An 18,127-nucleotide genomic window follows, 5' to 3' on the forward strand; every position below is an offset into this window, starting at 1 on the left:
AGGTGTTCACAAGTGGCCTGACGGGACGTCGCGTCGACGGTGTCGACGCGCGGCGAGTCGGGCCCGATGGCGCGCTGCGCCGGGGCACGCGTGGTCAATGTCTTCCCTGGGACGAGTGGGTTTCGTCAGGACGCTAGTCGCCGTACGACCATCACCCACGCGGTATTGGGCCAACCGATGCCGGTGTCACCCGATCGGGTTCACGATCGGCCGGCCGGCGCGCTCGACGACGCGACGGCCGCCGGGCGGTCCGGGAGGGCCGAGGCCCCGGCCGGAAACCAAAAATTGTGCCCTGTCCGGTGGGTTGGTACCCCCCAAAGAAGCTTTCTTGACCGTTTGCGCCCGGTGATGTGGTCTTCGGGTACTACGGTCTGGTGCGAGACGAGGGCCCGGGTCCGGCCCGAGGCGTGTCACGACCAGGGGGCATACGCAGATGGACACTTCCCAGGCCGGGGCCACGGTGGCCGCGGTGGGAGCGATGGAGTACGGCAGCCATTGCTGTTTCGTGTCGGCCGACGAGGCCGTCACGCGGCTCGCGGTGCACAGCTACATCAGGGACGGACTGTCCGCCGAGGACCGGGTGATGTGCCTGCTCGGCAGGCGCGACCGGGCCTGGCTGATGAGTGCGCTGTCCGAAGGACCCACCCGGCCCGACGACCGCGAGGCCGACGGCTCGCTCGTGGTCGTCGATGTCGGCCGAACGCCGTTGTGGGAGGGCGAGTTCACGCCCGAGGGGATGGCGGAGACGTTCTTCGCGGCCGTGGATCAGGCCCTCGCCGACGGCTTTCGCGGCCTGCGCGTGTGCGGCGACATGACGTGGGGTCGGGCCGGCGGCGTCGAACACGCGGACCTGCTCGAATTCGAACGCCTCGCCGGCCTCGGCCTGCCGAGCCGCCGGGCGATGGGCATTTGCCTGTACGATCCGCGCGAGTTCAGTTCGGTACAGATCGACGCCCAGGAACGGCTGCACCCGCTCGTCGCCGGCACCGGTCGCGCACGTCCGCCCACCCTCCAGGTCACCGACACCACCAAGGGGTTGCGCCTGGTCGGCGAGGCCGACGTGGGCACCCGGGACCTGCTGGAGGACGCGCTGCGGCGCGCGATGGCCCACTCGGGCCGGGACCTGGTCGTCGACCTGTCCGCACTGGAGTTCGCCGACCTCGGCACGATGGAATCGTTGTATCGGGCCGCCACCGCCCTCGGCCCGGACCGGCACCTGGTCCTGCGCGCCGCGGGACCGGCGGTCCGCAAGGTGGTCGACCTGCTCGGGTGGAGCGGGGTCGGCGGCCTGATCGTGGACGAGGACCGACCTTCCGGGGAGTGCAGTGGGGGAGTGCAGTGACCGGCCCGAACCGTGATCGCGCCCACGCCCGTGCGCGGATCGGTGCCGGACCGGTGGAGGTACTGCCGTTCGGCGCGTCGGACCTGTGCCTGGTCCGTGCCGTGGTGCGCCGGCACGCCGACGCCGTCGGCCTGGGCGACGACCGCCCCGACTGCCTGGTGCTCGCGGTACACGAGATCGCCGCGTGCGCCGTCACCTCGGACTCCCGGCCCGCGCTGCTGCGTTGTGTGCCCAGGGCCGGGCAGGTGGTCTGCGAGATCCACGCGGCCGGGGACGACGGGGGCGGGGCGAACGGCGGCGGTGTCGACGGTGGCCGTGCCGACGGCGGCCATGCCGACGGTGGTTGCCGTCGACGCGCGTTTCCTCGGCTGACCGACAAGCAGGAGACGCCGGGGCGGGGGCTGTGGATAGCGCGTGCGCTGTGCGACGAGGTCGAGGTGGCCGAGTGCGCGGAGGGCGTGGTGGTGCGGATGACGATGCATTTGACGGCGTCGACGTCGACGGGGGTGGTGGCGAGCGAGGTTGTGGGGCACGTGGAGACGGAGGGTGAGTTGCACTGAGGGGGCGGCGGTCGGGCGACGTCGGGTGTCGTTGGATGCCTGAACGGCCGTGACTCGTGCGGGGGTTCATGGTCGGAAACGGCTTGGCTCGGCCGGGGTGGTGTGACACGGTCGGCCGGTGATCGACGAACAAGCGTGCGTGCGGGCGGTGACCTCGGGGGCTGCGGCGAGCTTCGGGCCGGAGCGGGCGGCGATCTTCGACGCGGTAGGGGCCGACCCTGACGGTCCGACGGCGCGGCTGCTGTTGGGACTTGCCGACGCGGGACCGGTCGGGACGCGTTTGCTCGCGGTCGAACTGCTGCTTGAAGTGGTGGAGTTCGCGGTGGCCTGGCCGCCGGTGGCCGAGCGGGCGTGGTCGTGGCTGACCGATGCCGAGCCGGCCGTTCGGGTCGCGGCGGCCCGGCTGTTCGTGGCGACGGCCGAGGTCGAGGCCGTGGCGGCGTGGTTGCCGGAGGCGGCCGATCCGGATGTGCGGGTGGCGGGCACGATCGCGCTGCTCGGCCGTGGGCGGGAGTTCGACGACTCGGCCATGGTCCTGACCGAGGACGCCGATCCGGCGGTGCGGGTGACGGCGGCGCTGATCCTGCTCGGGGACGGGGACCTTCCCTGGGCCTGGCGGCAGGCGTTGTGCCAGGCGATCCTGGCCGATCTCGGGGACGCGGTGCGGCGGTTGCGGCGCGATGGTGGGCCGATGGACGTGCGGGTGGGCTCGGTGTGGGCCTGGCGGCTGCTCGGGGACGAGGAGGCGTGCCACGAGATCGCGCGGTCGTTGTTGGCCGCCGAGGATCGGGACGTGCGGTGGATCGGCCTGGACATGGCGGCGGAGGCGATCAGGCTGTGGCGTACCGGGCCGACGGAACTGCTGCCTGCGTTGGTGGGGGTGGCGGAGGAGGCCGACGACGCTGACAGCGCGCTGCGTGCCGAAAGCCTGAGGGTGTTGCGCCTGTCGCGTGACATGTGGGGGGCGGCGGCCGGGCATTGGGCCGGGCGCACCGACGGCGTCGGGCGGCGACTGTCGGACGAACTCGGTTCACCCGGTGGACTGTTGCCCCTGCCGGATCTGGAGGTGGTTTTCGCGGCGCGTCGATTGCCCGAGGGGCGCGCCGATGCCGACGCCTGGTTGGCCGCACAGCCCGTCGAGGCCGACGCCTCCGGGCGCCGGAAGGCACACACGCTGATGGGGCTGGTCGCGCACGGTGGTCCGACCGAACGCCAGGGCCGGCAGGCGATGTTCCTGTTCGAGCGGGAATCGAAGCGCAAGTATGAGGTGGCCGGCGTGTTGTGGCGGCATCTGGGGCCCGACGACGCCGAGTTCACCGCGCGCCTGGTCGCCGAGATGTCGGCCGTCGCGGGCGATCGATTCGTCGGCGAACTCGCGCTCCAGGTGCTGGCCGACATGGGCGCACACGCCATCGGTGCGTTGCCGCGCCTGACCGCGTTGATCGACGACCACGCCCGACTGCCCGCGTACGAGGGCAGCGCGGAGGCGGAGATCGCCTTCGACGAGACGCGCCGGGCACAACTGGTCGGTGTACGTGATCGGATCGCGACCGCCATCCCGTAGGGTCCTTCGGGGTCCGGCCCGGTCCGGACGTCTGTGCGAAGTCGGACGTGAACCAAGGGAGATGGGCATGCCGATAGGTCGGGTCGCAGTGGTCGGCGGAAGCATCACGGGCTGCGCTTTCGCGCTCGCGGCGGCGCGCGGCGGGGCCGAGGTCACCGTGTACGAGCGCACCACCGGCGAACTCGCCGATCGGGGAGTGGGTATCGCGCTGCACGTGGACCGCTACGCCGAACTGGTCGCGGCCGGCTACCTCGACGACACCACGCCCTGGCGCGACGTCAACGGGCGCACCTGGCTGCTCGACGACGGCGAGTCGGCACGCGGGCGATCGTTGTGGGATCAGCCCGCCGCGTTCCGGATGTACAACTGGGGCCAGCTGTGGGCCGGACTGCGCCGCCGGGTGCCGGCCGAGGTCGACTATCGCGGCGGTACACCGGTCACCGTCGGTACGGACGGCGAGATTTACCTGCCCGACGGTACGAGCGAGCGCTACGACGTGGTGGTGGGCGCGGACGGCTACGGCTCGGCGGTGCGTGCGGCGGTGTTCCCGCAGATCCAACCGCAGTACGCCGGTTATGCGATGTGGCGCGGCAGTTGCGCGTGGAACCACGAGCCGATCGACAACCTGATCTCGATCTGCATCCCGAACGGCCAGGGCGTGATGTACCGGATCCCGAGCAGTGGGGGAGACCGGATCTCGTGGGGCCTGTACAGCGCGGTGGGCGGCACGGCCGACCCGCGTCCGGCGTTGTTGGCGCTGACCCGCAAGTACTTTCCGCCGTTCTGGGCCGACCTGGTCACCTCGACGCCCGAGAGCGACACGCTGATCCAGCCGATCAACGACCTCGTGGTGGACCGGTTCACGAGCGGACGCATGCTGGTCGCCGGGGACGCGGCGGCGATCGCCCGGCCGCATGTGGCCAGTGGCGCGGTCAAGGGCATCCAGGACGCGGTGGCGTTCGAGGCGGCGTGCCGGGAGGTGGGGCCGGCCGGTTCGTGGGAGGACGTGTTGGCGCGCTATGAGGCCGAGCGCCACCCGGCGGGCGCGGACCTGGTGCGGGTCGCCCGTTCGATGGGCTACGCGATGGTCGAGGACACCCCGGACTGGACCACGATGACCCCCGAACGCATGGTCGACTGGTGGGCGGCCCAGCATGCCGACGACGGCTTCGGCGGCCACGCGCTGGGGGCGGCGATCGGCGCGCGGTGATGCGGGGTCTGGCCCGCGTCAGCTCGGCTGCTCGATGTGCATGTTGATGTTGAGGACCTTGCCGTTGGGGTCGCGGACGAAGAAGCGGCGTACGCCCCAGGGTTCGTTGGTGATCGGGTACACGATCTCGTAGCCCCGCTCGCGCGCCTGCGCGTAGGCCGCGTCGACGTCCTCGACCTCGATGGACATCGCCGTGCGGCCGGACTGCGCGTCCCAGTCGCACTCGTCGGGGACGACCACCATCACCTGGGCGGTGGCGTTGCTCGACGAGCGCAACATCAGGAAGCCGGGCTCGTCCATGCCGGCCTCGAAGCCGAGGAAGTCCTGGTAGAACGCCCGGCTGGGGCCGAGATCGGTGGCGGTGACGCTGGGTACGACGCGGCGGATCTTCATGCGGCCAGGGTAGATGCGAGCGCCGACATCGCACGTGGAAGCGGGCGATGTCGGCGCGTCCGGTCAGTCAGGAGTGGTCGCCCGGCGGGTCCTCCAGGTTCCAGCCCATGACGCGTTCGGGGTGGATGCGCATCACCTCGTTGCTGAAGAAGTCGAGGGGCAGCGGCGGTTCGTGATCGCGCAGCAGTTCGACGCGGCCCCGGATCTCGACGCCGCGCCCCCAGCCCGGCTTGTAGGCACCCGGCTCGTCCGGCGTCATGTCGTCGACGACGAAGGAGACGCCCGGATTGCGCTCGACGTTGCGCCACCGCCGGCTGGAGCTGAGGTTGGGCCCACCGATGTCGATGGTCCCGTCGTCGTTCAGCCGAAACCCGACGGGCCGCACATGCGGGGTGCCCTTCGGGCCGACGGTGGCCAGTCGTCCGATGCTCTGCCCCACCAGGTACGCACGTTCGACTTCGGTATAGCTCGCCATCACCGCTCCGTCCGGAGGCTCCCCCGCTGGGAGCGTTCGTCTCGAACGTAGAACTTCAAGCAAACTTGATGTCAAGGGCCGAACGCCACCGTTCGCCATGGGTGATCCATCCGAAACCGGGGAATATCGCCGGCCGGTATGGCTAGCTTGGGCTCAGTGACCACCCTGGGGGTGAGATGACCCGCCCGATCAAGCCCGGGAACCCGACGTTCGTCGCGGCCCGCAAGGCCCTTCAACTGCACTCGCAGCGGCAATTCGCCGAGGCATTCGAGGCGAAGGCGCGGGAGTGTGGCCTGTGTCTGGCGGTGAGTGTCCGTCAGGTCCGCCGTTGGGAGAGCGCGACGCCACCACGGCCTACTCCTGACTACCAACTCGTCTTGGAGGAGTTGTTCCAGCGTCCCCTGAACGAACTCGGATTCCGCATGGAAGCGGCTCCGGAACCCGATCAGGACGAGATGGACGACGTCGCCGATGACATCATCCACGGACTGCAGCAGCACGACGTCCCGGGTTGGTGGCGTGCCACACCGCACGGGGGCACAACGGGAGTGCGATTCGAACGGCTCGTCACTATCGAGTGTGCGGCAATATCGATTCGCGATTACACGGCTGGGCTCGTGCCGGGGCTGCTCCAGACCTTTGAATATGCCTGCGCCGTGCTTCGGGCGTACTGTCCGGCGGTTTCCGAGGAAGAGATCATCCGTCGCGCGGATCTGCGCATGAAGCGACAGCGCGAGTTGGAAGCCCGGCGCAATGGAGCGCGGAGCTTCTGGTGCATCCTCGACGAGTCCGCGCTGTACAGTCCAGTGGGAGGGCCGGGCGTATTGCATGCCCAACTGGCCCAGCTCCTGGTGACATTGACCCGCCGGCCCGATATCACCGTGCAGGTTCTGCCGCGCGACGTCGGCGCGCATCCGGGAATGGCGGGCATGTTCACCGTCTATGACCTGGGTGGACGCCGCGTAGTTGCGTGCGAAGGGTTGACCGGAGATTCGTGGACTTGCCGGCCGTCCTGCCTGGCCGCCTACTCCCTCGCCTACGATCGGTTGCAAGCCGAGGCGCTTGGCGCCGAGGCGTCGATCGCGCGAATTGCGCAGAGGCTCGTAGAGGTGGAGACGGCATGGTCGGTGGGATCGCGCAATGGCGAACCAGCAGCTACAGCGGTGGAAACAACTGCGTCGCGGTTGCATCCCTGGGACACGCCATCGGAGTGAGGGACACCAAGGTCGTCGACTCTCCGACGATCGCCGTCCACCCGGCGGCCTGGGCCCACCTCATAGCGCGCCGGCCACTGAGCCCGGCGCGCGCCTTGTGATGGCTGGTGTGTCGGTCCGTGGATCGGCTATGTCCGGGTGAGGTCCGCGGGGACCTGTTTGGCCTCCGCCATGTGGCCGGTGTCGACACCCGAGTGGTTGCACTGCCGCAGCGGCCGATTGGGGAAGCGGAGCCTCATCCACCGAAGCTCGGCCCGGCGCCGGCCGCCCCCGGGTCGGTCGGGACCGATCCCAGGTGGCGTACCACCCGGCCCAGGATGCGATCGGCGGGAACACTGCCGTAGTGCCGGGAATCGACGCTGCACTCGGGGTTGTCGCCGAGCAGGAACAGGTGCGCCGGCGGCGGGTGTTCGCCGTCGGCACCCGACGGTCGCGGGCCGCCGACGGTGTCGATCCGCCGACGGGCCGACCCGTTCGGTGGATCCCACACCATGCTCCCGGGCGGGGCGGCCCTCGGCGAGCGCGATCCGCAGGTCGGGCGCCAGGTGCGGTCCGGCCAGGACCACCATGTCGCCGACGGCCAAGCTCTCCGGCGGGACCCGGCGGGCCGGCACCTCGTCCCCCGGTTCGATCGTCGGCTGCATACTCCAGCCGACCACCCTGACCCGCAACACCCGCCCCCGCGTCCGGACCAGCACGAGAACGCCCAATACGCCCTTGTCGAGGGCTGTGAGTTCGTACTCCATGTAGTTCTGGAACACCGCGCCGATCCGGGTCCGCAGCGCGACCGGATCCAGGTCGCGCAGGTCGACCCCATCCCACAGGACCGGACCACCTGTGGGCTCGGTTCATCGATGACGAAAGAACGGTCGATCAGGCGTGGATCAAGGGGTCCTGACAAAGGCGTTGGGTGTGGTTCTTCTCGAGGGAAGAGGCAAAACGAGTCCTGACGTCCCGAGGTCCCGTTCGCGCTGGCGATCGCGCCCCGCGCGTCATCGACAGCCCCGGCTACGCTGTCGGGATGCGTGACGCGATCCCCGAACACGGTATGGCCACAAGCAAATTGGCGGATCAAGGCGGCGAGCGGCAACCCGAGCATGGCGCGATACCGACAGTGTCCACATGCCGGGGAGTGTGTCGGCAGCTCGGTCATGTGTGCGGAAGTCCGGAGATCGAGACGGCGGTGCCGGGGTGGGTGGACTGGGACAAGGAGGTGCCGGCCGGCCTGGGCCTGCTGGAGGCGTGGGCGCCGCCGGCTCCGGGCGGGGAAAGTCGTGTGTGGCGTTTCGCGGCGGCCGCGGGCAGGCCCGCCGGTTCCGGCCAGGACGGGCCCGACGCGCCTTCCATGGCGGAGGTTCGGCGCCGGGGCCGCTACCCGCACGTGTGGACGGCCGACGGCGAGGACGGGAACCGGTACCCGGTCCGGGCGGAGGCCTTTGTCCCCGCGTCGCCGGGGCCGGACACCGGGCACCTCGAGCGCCGGCTCGTCGACCACGTGGCCGGCATGCTCACCGCGGCGCTCGCGCCCGACGGTGCCGCGTTGCCGCCCAGGGTTCGCCTGTTGGTCGAACACGTCGCCTGGCTGCTCGTCCGTGACGGCTGTCAGGAAGCCTGGAACGTTCGCGTCGCCGCCGAGCCCGACGGTGAACCGATCGAGCACGAGCACCACCTGCTGCTGCGTTTCCGCAGGGACCGGACGGTACGCCTGGCAATGGCAGCCGTTGCCCCCGAAGCACGAACGCCCAGCCCCGATCCGGCCTGCCTCCTCGCCGGCCACCGTGGTTGCGCCTCCTTGACCGGCGAGGATCTCGACGGGGCGGTCTTCCGTACCCGGGTGGCATGCGCCACCGGTCTGCTCGGCGAGTTCCTGTGCCTCACCAACGGCGACCGCATGACTTTCGGCGTCATCGTGGGACGCCACCGGCTCGACCTGCCTGTCGACCCCGACGCCGCCGACGAGATGTTCCGTGCCTGGCTGAACACCTCGAGCGTGGGGGACCGGCTTCGCGACGAAGTCGACTGGTTGGAAGGGGAGGGGCAACCGGTCGCTCCCGAGAGCCGACTCAAGGGATCGGCACTGACCGAACTCCTCGCCGACAGCGAAGGCGACACCGTCCGCGGGTTCCTGGACGCGGCAGGTTGGACCGCGGAAGACGGCAACGTCGACACGGACGATGACCATCTCGTTCCCTGGCTCATCCGCGATGTCGTCGAACAATGGACCACTCGTGTGCTCGGTGGCACGGATCGCACGCCGCTGCTGGCCTATGCCGTCGGCCTGCCCATGAGCGGCTGCGACGCCGACGATGACGCCTCTGACATGAACGACTACGGGATGCTTGTACTCGTCGGGTGTGAACGCGTCGGCATCATCACCATGTACGCCCCCATGTGACGCCGCGCGCAGCGGCGCCCCCGTCCGGCGCCGGTGGCGATCGGCCGGCCGGCTTCGAGGGCGGCGTCGTGGTCCGGAGGGTCGAGGTGGCCGGTGAGGTAGCGGTGGCAGGCGTCGACGGCTTCGCGCCGGGCGGCCGTGTTTCGTGCCGCTAATCCGTCGTCGGCGGGAACAGCGCCCGGATGGTTTCGGTGGCCAGGTCTCGCAGCCAGGTGTGGGCGAGGTCGTCGTCGTGGCGTTGGTGCCACAGCAGGTACAGCGGTGTGGCCGGCATCGGGATCGGTAGCGGCAGGGTGATCAGGCCGAGTCGCTCGCGGGCCGTGTGGGTGACCGCGTCCGGGAGGCAGACCGCCAGGCCGGTGTCCAGGGCGAGCCGCATCGCGAGGGCGGCGGTGGGCGCGGCGGCTACGACGCGTCGTTCGTGGCCGAGTGTCGCCAGGGCGTCGTCGATCGGGTCGCGCAGGCGCCCCCGCCGCGAGACGGTGACGTGGTCGGCGGCCGAGTAGCGCTCGACGCTCACGGGGCCTTCGGTGAGCGGGTGGCCGGGGCGGACGGCGACGACGAGCCGGTCCCGGCCGATGAGCCGATCGCGGATGTCGGGCAGGGTCGGCCGGGCGGAGGCGGATTCGAGGTCGACCTCGCCCCGGCGCAGTTCGGGGGTGTCCGTGCCGGGTTCGGCGGACAGCCGCACCTGCACGCCGGGGGCCTGGCGGTGTACGGCGGTGATCAGGTCGGTACCGCAGGCGTCGGTCAGGGCGTCGTGCCAGCGCACGGTGAACACCCGTCGCAGGGCCGGCAGTTCGAGTTCCTGCCGGGCGGACAGCAACTGGTGGGCCTGCTGCACGAGGACGTGGACCTGGGCACGCATCGCCAGCGCGCGGGTGGTGGGGACCATGCTGCGGCCGGTGCGGACCAGGATCTGGTCGCCGGTGACCTTGCGGATACGGCCGAGTGAGCGGCTCATCGCCGGCGCGGTGACGTGGAGGCGGGCGGCGGCGCCGGCGACGCTGCCCTCTTCGAGGAGCGCGTCCAGGGCCGTGAGCAGGTTCAGATCCAGTTGCATGAGAGTAACTCTACGAGTGATAAGCATGCACTTGTTGTTAATCGGTGGGGGTTCTAGCTTCGAAGTGCGGGCGAGCGGAAGCCGCGCCGCAACCACCGAGACCCGGGAGCCGATCATGAGTACAGCCCTGCCCTTCGACGCCGACACGACGCTGATGCCGGCGGTGACCGCCGCGGTGCGGGCCGCCGGTGCGATCCTGCGCGACCGGTACACCCCGCACGCCCGGGCCGTGAGCCCGAGCGAGATCGTCGAGGAGATCCACGCCAACGACGACGCGGTGCTGAACGTGCTGCGCGAACCGCTGCTGCGGGCGCGGCCCGGATCGCGGTGGGCCGAGGACGAGCTGGCCGGCGGTCCGCTCCCGGCCGGGGAGTGGTGGGTCGTCGATCCGGCCGAGGGCAACATCAACCACGTACACGGGATGTCCGACTGGGGCGTCACGGCCACCCTGGTGCGCGACAACCGGCCGGTGCTGACCGTGGTCCACCTGCCGCTGACCGGTGACACGTACACCGCCACCGCGGGCGGTGGCGCGTGGCTCGATGGGCGTCCTTTGAAGGTGTCCGCCAAGACCGACCTCGGCGCCGCGCTCACCGGGACCGGTCAGGCCAGGCCGGGGGAGGACGGGAACACGTTCCGGCGGATCGGTGAATCGGTTACCGCGATGCTGGTCAACGGCCTTGTCGTACGGGTGTCCGTGCCCGCGACGTTGCAGCTCATCCACGTTGCCGGCGGGGGCATGGACGCGTTTTGGCAGTTCTCCGATGTTCGGTCCGGGCTGGTCGCCGGCGCTCTGTTGGTCGCCGAAGCCGGGGGTGTCGTCACCGACCTGGCGGGTGAGCCGTGGACGACGGGCAGTCCGGACTTCCTGGCCGCTGCGCCCGGTATTCACGCTGCGGCGCTTGGGGTGCTGTCGGCGGTCGCCTGAGCGGGTCCCCGGGCATCACTGCTGTTCGTTTCCCACCAATACCGCAAGGAGCATCACCTCATGACCAACATCGGCATCCTGGGCGCCGGCCGCGTCGGCGCGAACCTGGCCCACAAGTTCGCCGCGGCCGGGCACCGCGTCACCCTGGGCCACCGGAGCCCGTCGGAGGACGCCGCCGGCGCCGCCGACCCCCGCATCTCCTTCGCCGACCAGCGCACCGCTGCCCGCACCGCCGATGTCGTGATCAACGCGACGCCCGGGGACACCGCCCTGAGGCGGCTGTCCGACCTGCGCGCCGAACTCGCCGGAAAGATCCTGGTCGACGTCTCCAACGCGACCCGCGATGCCGACGACGGGCTGCCCGGTGAGCTGGTCTATCCCGACGGCAGCCTCGCCGAGCGACTTCAGGCCGCGCTGCCCGACACGCGGGTGGTCAAGACGCTCAACACCATGCTGTTCATGGTCATGACCGCGCCCGAAACCCTGGCCACTCCGCCGACCGCCTATCTGTCGGGCGACGACGAGCAGGCGAAGAAGACCGTGGCGGGTCTGCTCGGCGACCTGGGATGGCGGTCCGGATGGATCGAGGACCTCGGTGGCATCGGCACGGCTCGTGCCACCGAGGCGATGATCCTGGTGGTGCCGCACGTCATACGCCGACACGGCTTCCGGCCGTTCGCCGTTGCCATCGCCCGCTGACCCGGTCGACCCGGCCGGCTTGGCTCAGCGCGTGGCGGGCGCTCGCCGACGGTCCCACGCGACCGCGATGTACGCGGTTGCGCCGGCGAGGGCGAAGGAGAACAGGGAGGCCGAGGTCCAGCGTTGGGCGTGGATGTGGAGCGTGTCCTGGATCGGGGTCCAGAAGTCCACCCACCACTCGACCGTGCCGGGGTTGATCAGCTGGTACATGCAGAAGCCGAGCAGCCACGGGGCGAGCATCACCCAGCGGGCCGGCGCGTGGTCGCCCAGATCCCAGCCGGCGCGGCCGCGACCGGCGAACAGGTCCACCGCCAGCACTCCGAGCAGCGGGATGAAGATCGAGCCGATCAGGGACAGGAAGCTCGCGTAGGTGTCGAAGTCGTTCACCATCAGCGCGAACGCAGTGACCAGCGCGCCCACGCCCAGGCAGAGGATCCGGCGGTCGACGCGCGGCGCGAGGTTCTGGATCGACATCGCGGTGCTGTAGACGTTGGCGAAGCTCTGGTCGACCTCGCGGATGACCAGGACAGCGAAGAAGACCCAACCGGCGGTGACGCCCAGGAACGAGTCGAAGATCTTGTCCGCGTCGCCGCCCACCTGGGCGAGGGCGACCAGGCCGAGCAGGTAGCACCAGATGCTGGTGACGGAGAATCCGCTCAGCGCGGCCCAGAACGCCGGCTTGGTGCCGCGCGAATGGCGGGTGTAGTCGGAGGCCAGCGGTACCCACGAGACCGCGACCGCGAGCGCGGCGTCCATCGCCGGGAAGAACCCGGACCACGAGCCCTCGGTCATCGGCGGCAGCCCCTCGCGCCACAGCTGGACCGAGAAGTAGAGCATCGCGATGCCCACCGCGATCGTCACGTAGCGGCGCAGGATGCGCAGCATGCCGAGCGGGCGCAGGGTCATCGCGGTGGTGACCGTGCCGGCGGCGACGATGTAGAGCCAGTGCGGGCCGTCGCCGTCGGTCATCGCCTCGATGCCCAGCGAGATGACCAGAAGTTCGAAGGTGCCCCAGCCGATGCACTGGACGATGTTGAACACGGTCGGCACGTACGAGATCTTCGTGCCGAACAACCCGCGCAGCACCGTCATCGCGGGCGCGCCGCTGCGGGCGCCGGGGATGCCGGCGACGGCGACCATGAGCGTGCCGAGCAGCGTGCCGCCGATCGCCGCGACGATCGCGGCGACCATGGACAGTTGCGGATAGCCCGCCGGGGCCAGCACGAACAGGGCGCCGGAGAAGCCGAGGAGGCTCACCCCGAGGTTGGCCCAGAACGCGGCCTGGTCGCGGAAGCCGAGGGTGCGCGGCGGCGCGGTGTCCAGGACCAGCGGGGCCTCGGTCGCCGGGTGTGTCGCGGCGGGGCGTGCGTCGTCCACTGCTGGAGCCGACATGGCTCTACCTGCTCTCCCTACGCCGGCATTACCCGGACAGGTTCAAGCGGTCGGTGGCCCCGGGGTGCGCGCCGGCTCGCCGCCGACACCCCATGCCGCCCTCTCAGCCCGGTTGGTCCGAGCTCCCGCGATGGCGTGGCGAACAGTACGCTCCCGGCGGGGGGCTTGGGAAGGCGGGGTGGGGGTCGGCGTGCGGCGGCTCACTGGCCGGAGTGGGTGAAGGCGGCCCAGCCGGTGAGGTCGTTCGGGGTGATCTCCCGGGCCTGCGCGGCGAGTTCGGCGGGCATCGCGGTGGGGATCCCGCGTTTGGGGTCGCGCATCCAGAGCTGGGCGGTGCGGAGCGCCTGGGCCGGCGGGAGGTCGCGGCGGTTGAGGTAGTGGTGGGCCATGTACAGGACCAGCGCGGCGGTGGTCGGGTCCACGGGCCAGAGGGTGGACACCACGGTGTGGGCGCCGGCGGCCAGGTGCTCGGCGGCGGATCCGGCGGCGCGGTCGGGGGCGAACACGATCGGGTCGCCGGCGGTGTGGCCGATTTCGATCGGGTGGTGCCGGTTCCGGTACGGGTCGGCCGTCGGGCGCGCGGCGATGTCGCACAGCAGGCGGGGCGAGGCGGTGTACGAGATCTGCGCGACCTGGAGCGCGTATCGGCGGCGGCCGTCGACGGTCGAGCAGGCGGCGTGCCAGGGCACCGAGGCGAACGGGCCCGTGGGCAGCAGAACAAGGGACGGCGTGCGGCCGAACGTGCCGGTGACGGCGGCGAGTACGGGGGCCATCACCGCATCCCAGGCCCAGGCACAGAGGGCGTCGAGGAAGTCTGACAGGTGCTCCCGGTCGCCGTCGGGCAGGTCCAGGCCGTAGTCGAGTTCGGGCAGGTCGAGCAGCCGGGTCGAACCGTCGACGCCGCTGACCACGGCGGCCCCGGGGACGAGTTGGACCAGCGCGTCGGCGCCGAGGCGGCGCAGCGCGACGGCGATCTCGGCGGCGGGGGGCGGGTCGAGGAGGGCACGCCACTCGCCGGCGGCGGGGCCGGCGCCGACGCGAGCGTCACCCACGTGGGTGGCGGCCCGAAAGAGGTGGGCGTCCGCCGCCGCGGCACGACGGGCCCGCCGGAAGCAGACCCGAGCCTGGTCCCGGGCGTCGGCATCGCCCTCGTGGTCCGCCAGAGCGCCATGGGCGACGCCGGCCGCGTAGGCGAATTCCGGCCAGCGCGGATCAGTGGCGGGGAGCGCGGCGAGAGCTTCGGTGAGAAGGGTGAGAGCTTCGGGGAGGGCGTGGGGGCCGGCGCTCGGGTCCGCCCTGCCGGGTGTGGTTCGCCGGACGGTCGTGTGCGGCCCGCCGACCGGGGCCGGCCCGCCGGTCGCCTCCGAGGCCCCGGGCAGGGTGCGGCGGGCCGCGTCGTCCGCCAAGGCCTCCATGCAGCGGAGCAGGCCGCGTTCGCCTCGGTCCCGGGCGCGGCGTGTTTCGGTGTCGGCGTCGGTGTCGATGTGTTCGACCCGCGCTGCGCGTTCGGTGTGTTGCGCACGCTCCACGTTCACCCCCGCTTGCCCCCACGTGCCGGGACCACCGTACTCGGGTGCGGGGCGGTGCCTCAGTCGATCGCCGCGTGGCACTTCCGTCTTGGTTTACCGGCGCGTAACTTACTCGTGAGTCACCCCCCGACGCCGTCCCCTGGCGTCGTCTCACCATGCATTCTCGCGGGTCGGGTCACGCCCCGACCATGACGTCAGGAGACCCTGATGGGTCGATTCCGCCTGCGCCCACGCGCTCGTGCGGCCGCCGTCGTCTCGGCCGCGGTCCTCGCCGGGACCGCCCTCGGCCCGGTCGCCTCGGCCGGCGCCGTCCCCATCCCCACCGCGGCGACGGTCGTGCAGTCCGCCGCCGGCTCCTCCCTGCGCTTCGTCGACATCCCCGGCGACGGCGGCACCAAGCTGGCCGCCAACGTCATCACCCCCATCGGCGGCGCGCCCGGCACCCGCTACCCGGTGGTCGTACTGCCGACCAGCTGGGCGATGCCCCAGATCGAATACGTCGTCCCCGCACAACAGCTCGCCGACCGCGGCTACGTCGTGATCGGCTACAACTCGCGCGGATTCTGGCAATCCGGCGGCGAGATCGAGACCGCCGGGCCGCCGGACATCGCCGACGCGTCCAGGGTGATCGACTGGGCGCTGGCCAACACGTCCGCCGACCCGACCCGAATAGGCATGGCCGGCGTCTCCTACGGCGCCGGAATCAGCCTCCTCGCCTCCGCGTTCGACCCCAGGATCAAGGCCGTCGTCGCGATGAGCGGCTGGGCCGACCTGATCCAGTCGATCTACGCCGGCCGGACCGAACACGCCCAGGCCGCAACCCTGTTGGGCGGAGCCGGCTTCCTCACCGGCCGACCCAGCGCCGAACTCACCGAAATCCTGAAGGACTTCCTCTCCGGAAATCTCGCCAAGGAGCCCGAGATGCTGGCGTGGGGCGCCAAACGCTCCCCGGCCGGCTACCTCGACCGGATCAACGCCAACGCCCCCGCGATCATGCTCGGCAACGCGTGGGGCGACTCGCTCTTCCCGCCCGACCAATACGCCGACTTCTTCGGGGGGTTGACCGGTCCCAAGCGCCTCGAATTCCGCCCCGGCGACCACGCCACCGCCGAGGCGGGCGGCCTGTTCGGCCTGCCCAACGACGTCTGGGCCGACTCGACCCGCTGGCTCGACCACCACCTCAGGGGCATCGACAACGGCATCGACCGGGAGCCGGCGGTACAGCTGAAGTCCCGCACCGGCGGCGGCTACGAGGGCTACCCGAACTGGCCCGCCGCGGCGAACGCGACCCGCACCCTCGCGCTCACCGACACCCGCCGCATCCTGACCGGCATCGACTCCGGGGCCGACGGCGGCACGATCTTCCTGTCCAGCATCCTCGACCAGTTCCTGCGGACCCCACCGACCGCCTCGATCCCGCTCCTGCCCAGGGCCTTCGCCGCCGTCTGGCAATCCGACCGCCACCCCACGGCAACCAGGGTCCGCGGCACCACCAAGCTACACACCACGATCACGGCATCCCACGAAAGCGGAACGATCTTCGCCTACCTGTACGACGTAGGCCCGCTGGGCATCGGCAAACTCGTCACCCACGCCCCATACACCTTCCACGCCAAAACCCCAGGCACCCCGTTCCCGATCGACCTCGACCTGACCGCCACGTCCTACGACGTCCCGGCCGGCCACAGCCTGGCCGTAGTAATCGACACGGTCGACCCTCTCTACCTCCAACACAACCCCCTCGGCAGCCAACTCACCTTCACATCCCCCCGGAACGACCCCTCGACGCTGAGCATCCCGACCCGCGACTGAGGCCACATCCCGACGGTTCCGGTGCCCCCGGCGCGCTTCGCCCGAGGGCACCGGAACAGCCCCGACCCGGGTGCCGGCCGATGCCCGAGCGGGCCGGGTCGCCGACGTTTCAGCCGTGGTGGTGCCGCCGGCCGATCGCCCTGCGCGGGGCAGCCGGAGCGCGCCCCGCTCCCAAGGTGGACAGTATCCGCGCCCTCCCTATTGCATAGATCTTGCAATTGCGAGTTGTAGGCAGAAAGCTGGGCCGGCCCATACTGTCGACTCGGGATGCGGAGCCGCCCTCATGCCCCTGATGCCGGAACCCGGACCACAGCGCGTCCTCGCCGCCTCGAACTTCGTCTACACGCTCGGCAGCGGGCTCTATCTGACCGCTGGAGTCCTGTACTTCACCGAGGCCGTCCGGCTACCGGCAACCCAGGTGGGCCTCGGTCTCGGCATCGCCGGCGTCCTCTCGCTGGCCGCGGGCATCGCTGTCGGTCATCTCGCGGACCGGCATGGAGCACGTGGTGTCTATGCGGTCACCCTTGTCGTCCAGGCGTTGGCCACTGCCGGCTTCTTGCTGGCAGACAGCTTCTGGCTGTTCGCCCTTGCGGTAGGCACGACCATGGGCGCCAAAGCAGCCGGACTGGCCGCACGCAGTCCACTCATCAGGCACTACGGAGGGGACCGGCCGCAGGCGTTCCGCGCCTATCTCCGAGCCGTGACCAACGTGGGGATCTCGCTCGGCGCGCTGTTGGCGGGCTGGGCCGTCCAGGTGGGCACCCTCCCCGCCTATCGACTCCTGGTCATCGGCAACGCGGTCGCCTTCGCGGCTTCCGCGGCGATCCTGATCCACCTGCCGTCGGTCGCACCGGTCCCCACCACCGACGGTCCCCGCTGGATTGCCTTGCGGGACCGGCCCTACCTCTTGCTCACCGTTCTCGACGGCATCATGGCTGTCCAGTTCAAGGTGCTCACGGTGGCCGTCCCACTCTGGCTGGTCACAGCCACCACCGCCCCGCGCTGGCTCCTCTCGGGCGTCATGCTCACCAACACCGTCATCGTCATCGCGTTCCAGATGCGAGCCGGCCGCAGCATCAATTCCCCAACGGCAGGCGGAGCCGCATACCGTCGAGCGGGCGTGGCCTTTCTCGTCTCCTGCTCGCTGATCTCCCTGTCCGCAGGGATACCGGCGTGGGCCGCCGCCGCGCTGCTCGTGACCGCGATGGTGATCCACACGATCGGCGAACTGTGGCACTCCGCCGCAGGCTTCGAAGTGTCCTTCGCCTTGGCCCCGCAGCACGCCACAGGTCAGTATCTCGGTGTGTTCGGCCTCGGCGCAGGACTGGCCGAAGCCCTCGGCCCGGCTCTGCTCATCTCACTCTGCATTACGTGGGGCCGCCCCGGATGGTACGTCGTGGGAGCGCTGTTCACCCTGACGGGCCTGGCAGCACCATTCGCCGTCCGCTGGGCGCAACGCCACCAGCACCATCAGCAGGCACACCCATCGCCCGTGGGGAAGGAAGCCGCCGTCCTGAAAGGCTCCGGAGCACGTTGAGCCACCGGCTCGCT

17 protein-coding genes are annotated in these 18,127 nt (G+C 70.8%); 11 read left to right on the top strand and 6 right to left on the bottom strand.

What is annotated here, in order from left to right:
- Positions 1-433: 433 nt before the first annotated feature.
- The 4 genes from ACMXN5_RS27895 to ACMXN5_RS27910 all read left to right on the top strand — a co-directional run bounded on the left by ACMXN5_RS27895 (position 434) and on the right by ACMXN5_RS27910 (position 4,676).
- Positions 434-1,342, top strand: coding sequence for an MEDS domain-containing protein (locus ACMXN5_RS27895; RefSeq protein WP_395790859.1), 909 nt, complete (start codon positions 434-436; stop codon positions 1,340-1,342).
- On the top strand, positions 1,339-1,902 hold the full coding sequence (locus tag ACMXN5_RS27900; protein ID WP_439677540.1) for an ATP-binding protein: 564 nt from the start codon (positions 1,339-1,341) through the stop codon (positions 1,900-1,902). Before ACMXN5_RS27895 ends, ACMXN5_RS27900 begins: the two co-directional genes overlap by 4 nt.
- A gap of 118 nt (positions 1,903-2,020) precedes the next feature.
- Positions 2,021-3,466 carry a hypothetical protein gene (locus tag ACMXN5_RS27905; protein WP_439677541.1) on the top strand — a complete coding sequence of 482 codons (1,446 nt, stop codon included), beginning with the start codon at positions 2,021-2,023 and terminating at the stop codon, positions 3,464-3,466.
- Between the two features lie 67 nt (positions 3,467-3,533).
- Positions 3,534-4,676 (top strand): FAD-dependent monooxygenase, encoded by a 1,143-nt coding sequence (locus ACMXN5_RS27910; RefSeq protein WP_439677542.1) that lies wholly within the window; start codon positions 3,534-3,536, stop codon positions 4,674-4,676.
- Positions 4,677-4,694: 18 nt separating this feature from the next.
- Here ACMXN5_RS27910 and ACMXN5_RS27915 read toward each other — a convergent pair whose 3' ends face one another.
- Together ACMXN5_RS27915 and ACMXN5_RS27920 are read right to left on the bottom strand one after the other, a co-directional pair.
- Entirely contained in the window at positions 4,695-5,069 is a 375-nt protein-coding gene (locus ACMXN5_RS27915; protein WP_439677543.1) for a VOC family protein, read from the bottom strand.
- A gap of 67 nt (positions 5,070-5,136) precedes the next feature.
- On the bottom strand, positions 5,137-5,544 hold the full coding sequence (locus ACMXN5_RS27920; protein ID WP_439677544.1) for a PPOX class F420-dependent oxidoreductase: 408 nt from the start codon (positions 5,542-5,544) through the stop codon (positions 5,137-5,139).
- Between the two features lie 176 nt (positions 5,545-5,720).
- Here ACMXN5_RS27920 and ACMXN5_RS27925 point away from each other — a divergent pair, with 176 nt between their 5' ends.
- Both ACMXN5_RS27925 and ACMXN5_RS27930 read left to right on the top strand, forming a co-directional pair.
- Positions 5,721-6,758 carry a Scr1 family TA system antitoxin-like transcriptional regulator gene (locus tag ACMXN5_RS27925; RefSeq protein WP_439677545.1) on the top strand — a complete coding sequence of 346 codons (1,038 nt, stop codon included), beginning with the start codon at positions 5,721-5,723 and terminating at the stop codon, positions 6,756-6,758.
- Positions 6,665-6,859 carry a DUF397 domain-containing protein gene (locus ACMXN5_RS27930; RefSeq protein WP_439677546.1) on the top strand — a complete coding sequence of 65 codons (195 nt, stop codon included), beginning with the start codon at positions 6,665-6,667 and terminating at the stop codon, positions 6,857-6,859. The genes ACMXN5_RS27925 and ACMXN5_RS27930 overlap by 94 nt, the downstream gene beginning before the upstream one ends.
- A gap of 134 nt (positions 6,860-6,993) precedes the next feature.
- Here the strand turns inward: ACMXN5_RS27930 and ACMXN5_RS27935 are convergent, their stop codons facing one another.
- Positions 6,994-7,251, bottom strand: coding sequence for a S26 family signal peptidase (locus ACMXN5_RS27935; RefSeq protein ID WP_439677547.1), 258 nt, complete (start codon positions 7,249-7,251; stop codon positions 6,994-6,996).
- Between the two features lie 720 nt (positions 7,252-7,971).
- On the opposite strand from ACMXN5_RS27935, the gene ACMXN5_RS27940 reads away from it, so the two are divergent.
- Positions 7,972-9,153, top strand: a complete 1,182-nt coding sequence (locus ACMXN5_RS27940) for a hypothetical protein (protein WP_439677548.1) — start codon at positions 7,972-7,974, stop codon at positions 9,151-9,153.
- A gap of 151 nt (positions 9,154-9,304) precedes the next feature.
- Here ACMXN5_RS27940 and ACMXN5_RS27945 read toward each other — a convergent pair whose 3' ends face one another.
- On the bottom strand, positions 9,305-10,216 hold the full coding sequence (locus ACMXN5_RS27945; protein ID WP_439677549.1) for a LysR family transcriptional regulator: 912 nt from the start codon (positions 10,214-10,216) through the stop codon (positions 9,305-9,307).
- Positions 10,217-10,331: 115 nt separating this feature from the next.
- Between ACMXN5_RS27945 and ACMXN5_RS27950 the strand changes: the two genes are divergently transcribed.
- Both ACMXN5_RS27950 and ACMXN5_RS27955 read left to right on the top strand, forming a co-directional pair.
- Entirely contained in the window at positions 10,332-11,144 is an 813-nt protein-coding gene (locus tag ACMXN5_RS27950; RefSeq protein ID WP_439677550.1) for an inositol monophosphatase family protein, read from the top strand.
- Positions 11,145-11,204: 60 nt separating this feature from the next.
- A complete protein-coding gene (locus ACMXN5_RS27955; protein ID WP_439677551.1) occupies positions 11,205-11,843 on the top strand; it encodes an NADPH-dependent F420 reductase in 639 nt (212 codons plus the stop codon).
- Positions 11,844-11,867: 24 nt separating this feature from the next.
- On the opposite strand, the gene ACMXN5_RS27960 is transcribed toward ACMXN5_RS27955, so the two are convergent.
- Positions 11,868-13,235 (bottom strand): purine-cytosine permease family protein, encoded by a 1,368-nt coding sequence (locus ACMXN5_RS27960; RefSeq protein WP_439677552.1) that lies wholly within the window; start codon positions 13,233-13,235, stop codon positions 11,868-11,870.
- A 200-nt stretch (positions 13,236-13,435) separates the two neighbouring features.
- A complete protein-coding gene (locus ACMXN5_RS27965; protein WP_439677553.1) occupies positions 13,436-14,764 on the bottom strand; it encodes a CHAT domain-containing protein in 1,329 nt (442 codons plus the stop codon).
- Between the two features lie 207 nt (positions 14,765-14,971).
- On the opposite strand from ACMXN5_RS27965, the gene ACMXN5_RS27970 reads away from it, so the two are divergent.
- Positions 14,972-16,576: an alpha/beta fold hydrolase gene (locus tag ACMXN5_RS27970; protein ID WP_439677554.1), complete on the top strand. Its 1,605-nt coding sequence runs from the start codon at positions 14,972-14,974 to the stop codon at positions 16,574-16,576.
- A 283-nt stretch (positions 16,577-16,859) separates the two neighbouring features.
- A complete protein-coding gene (locus ACMXN5_RS27975) occupies positions 16,860-18,113 on the top strand; it encodes an MFS transporter (protein WP_439677555.1) in 1,254 nt (417 codons plus the stop codon).
- The last annotated feature ends 14 nt before the right edge of the window (positions 18,114-18,127 follow it).

Origin of the sequence: Embleya australiensis (genome assembly GCF_051903075.1) — a bacterium.
Taxonomy (GTDB): Bacteria; Actinomycetota; Actinomycetes; order Streptomycetales; family Streptomycetaceae; genus Embleya.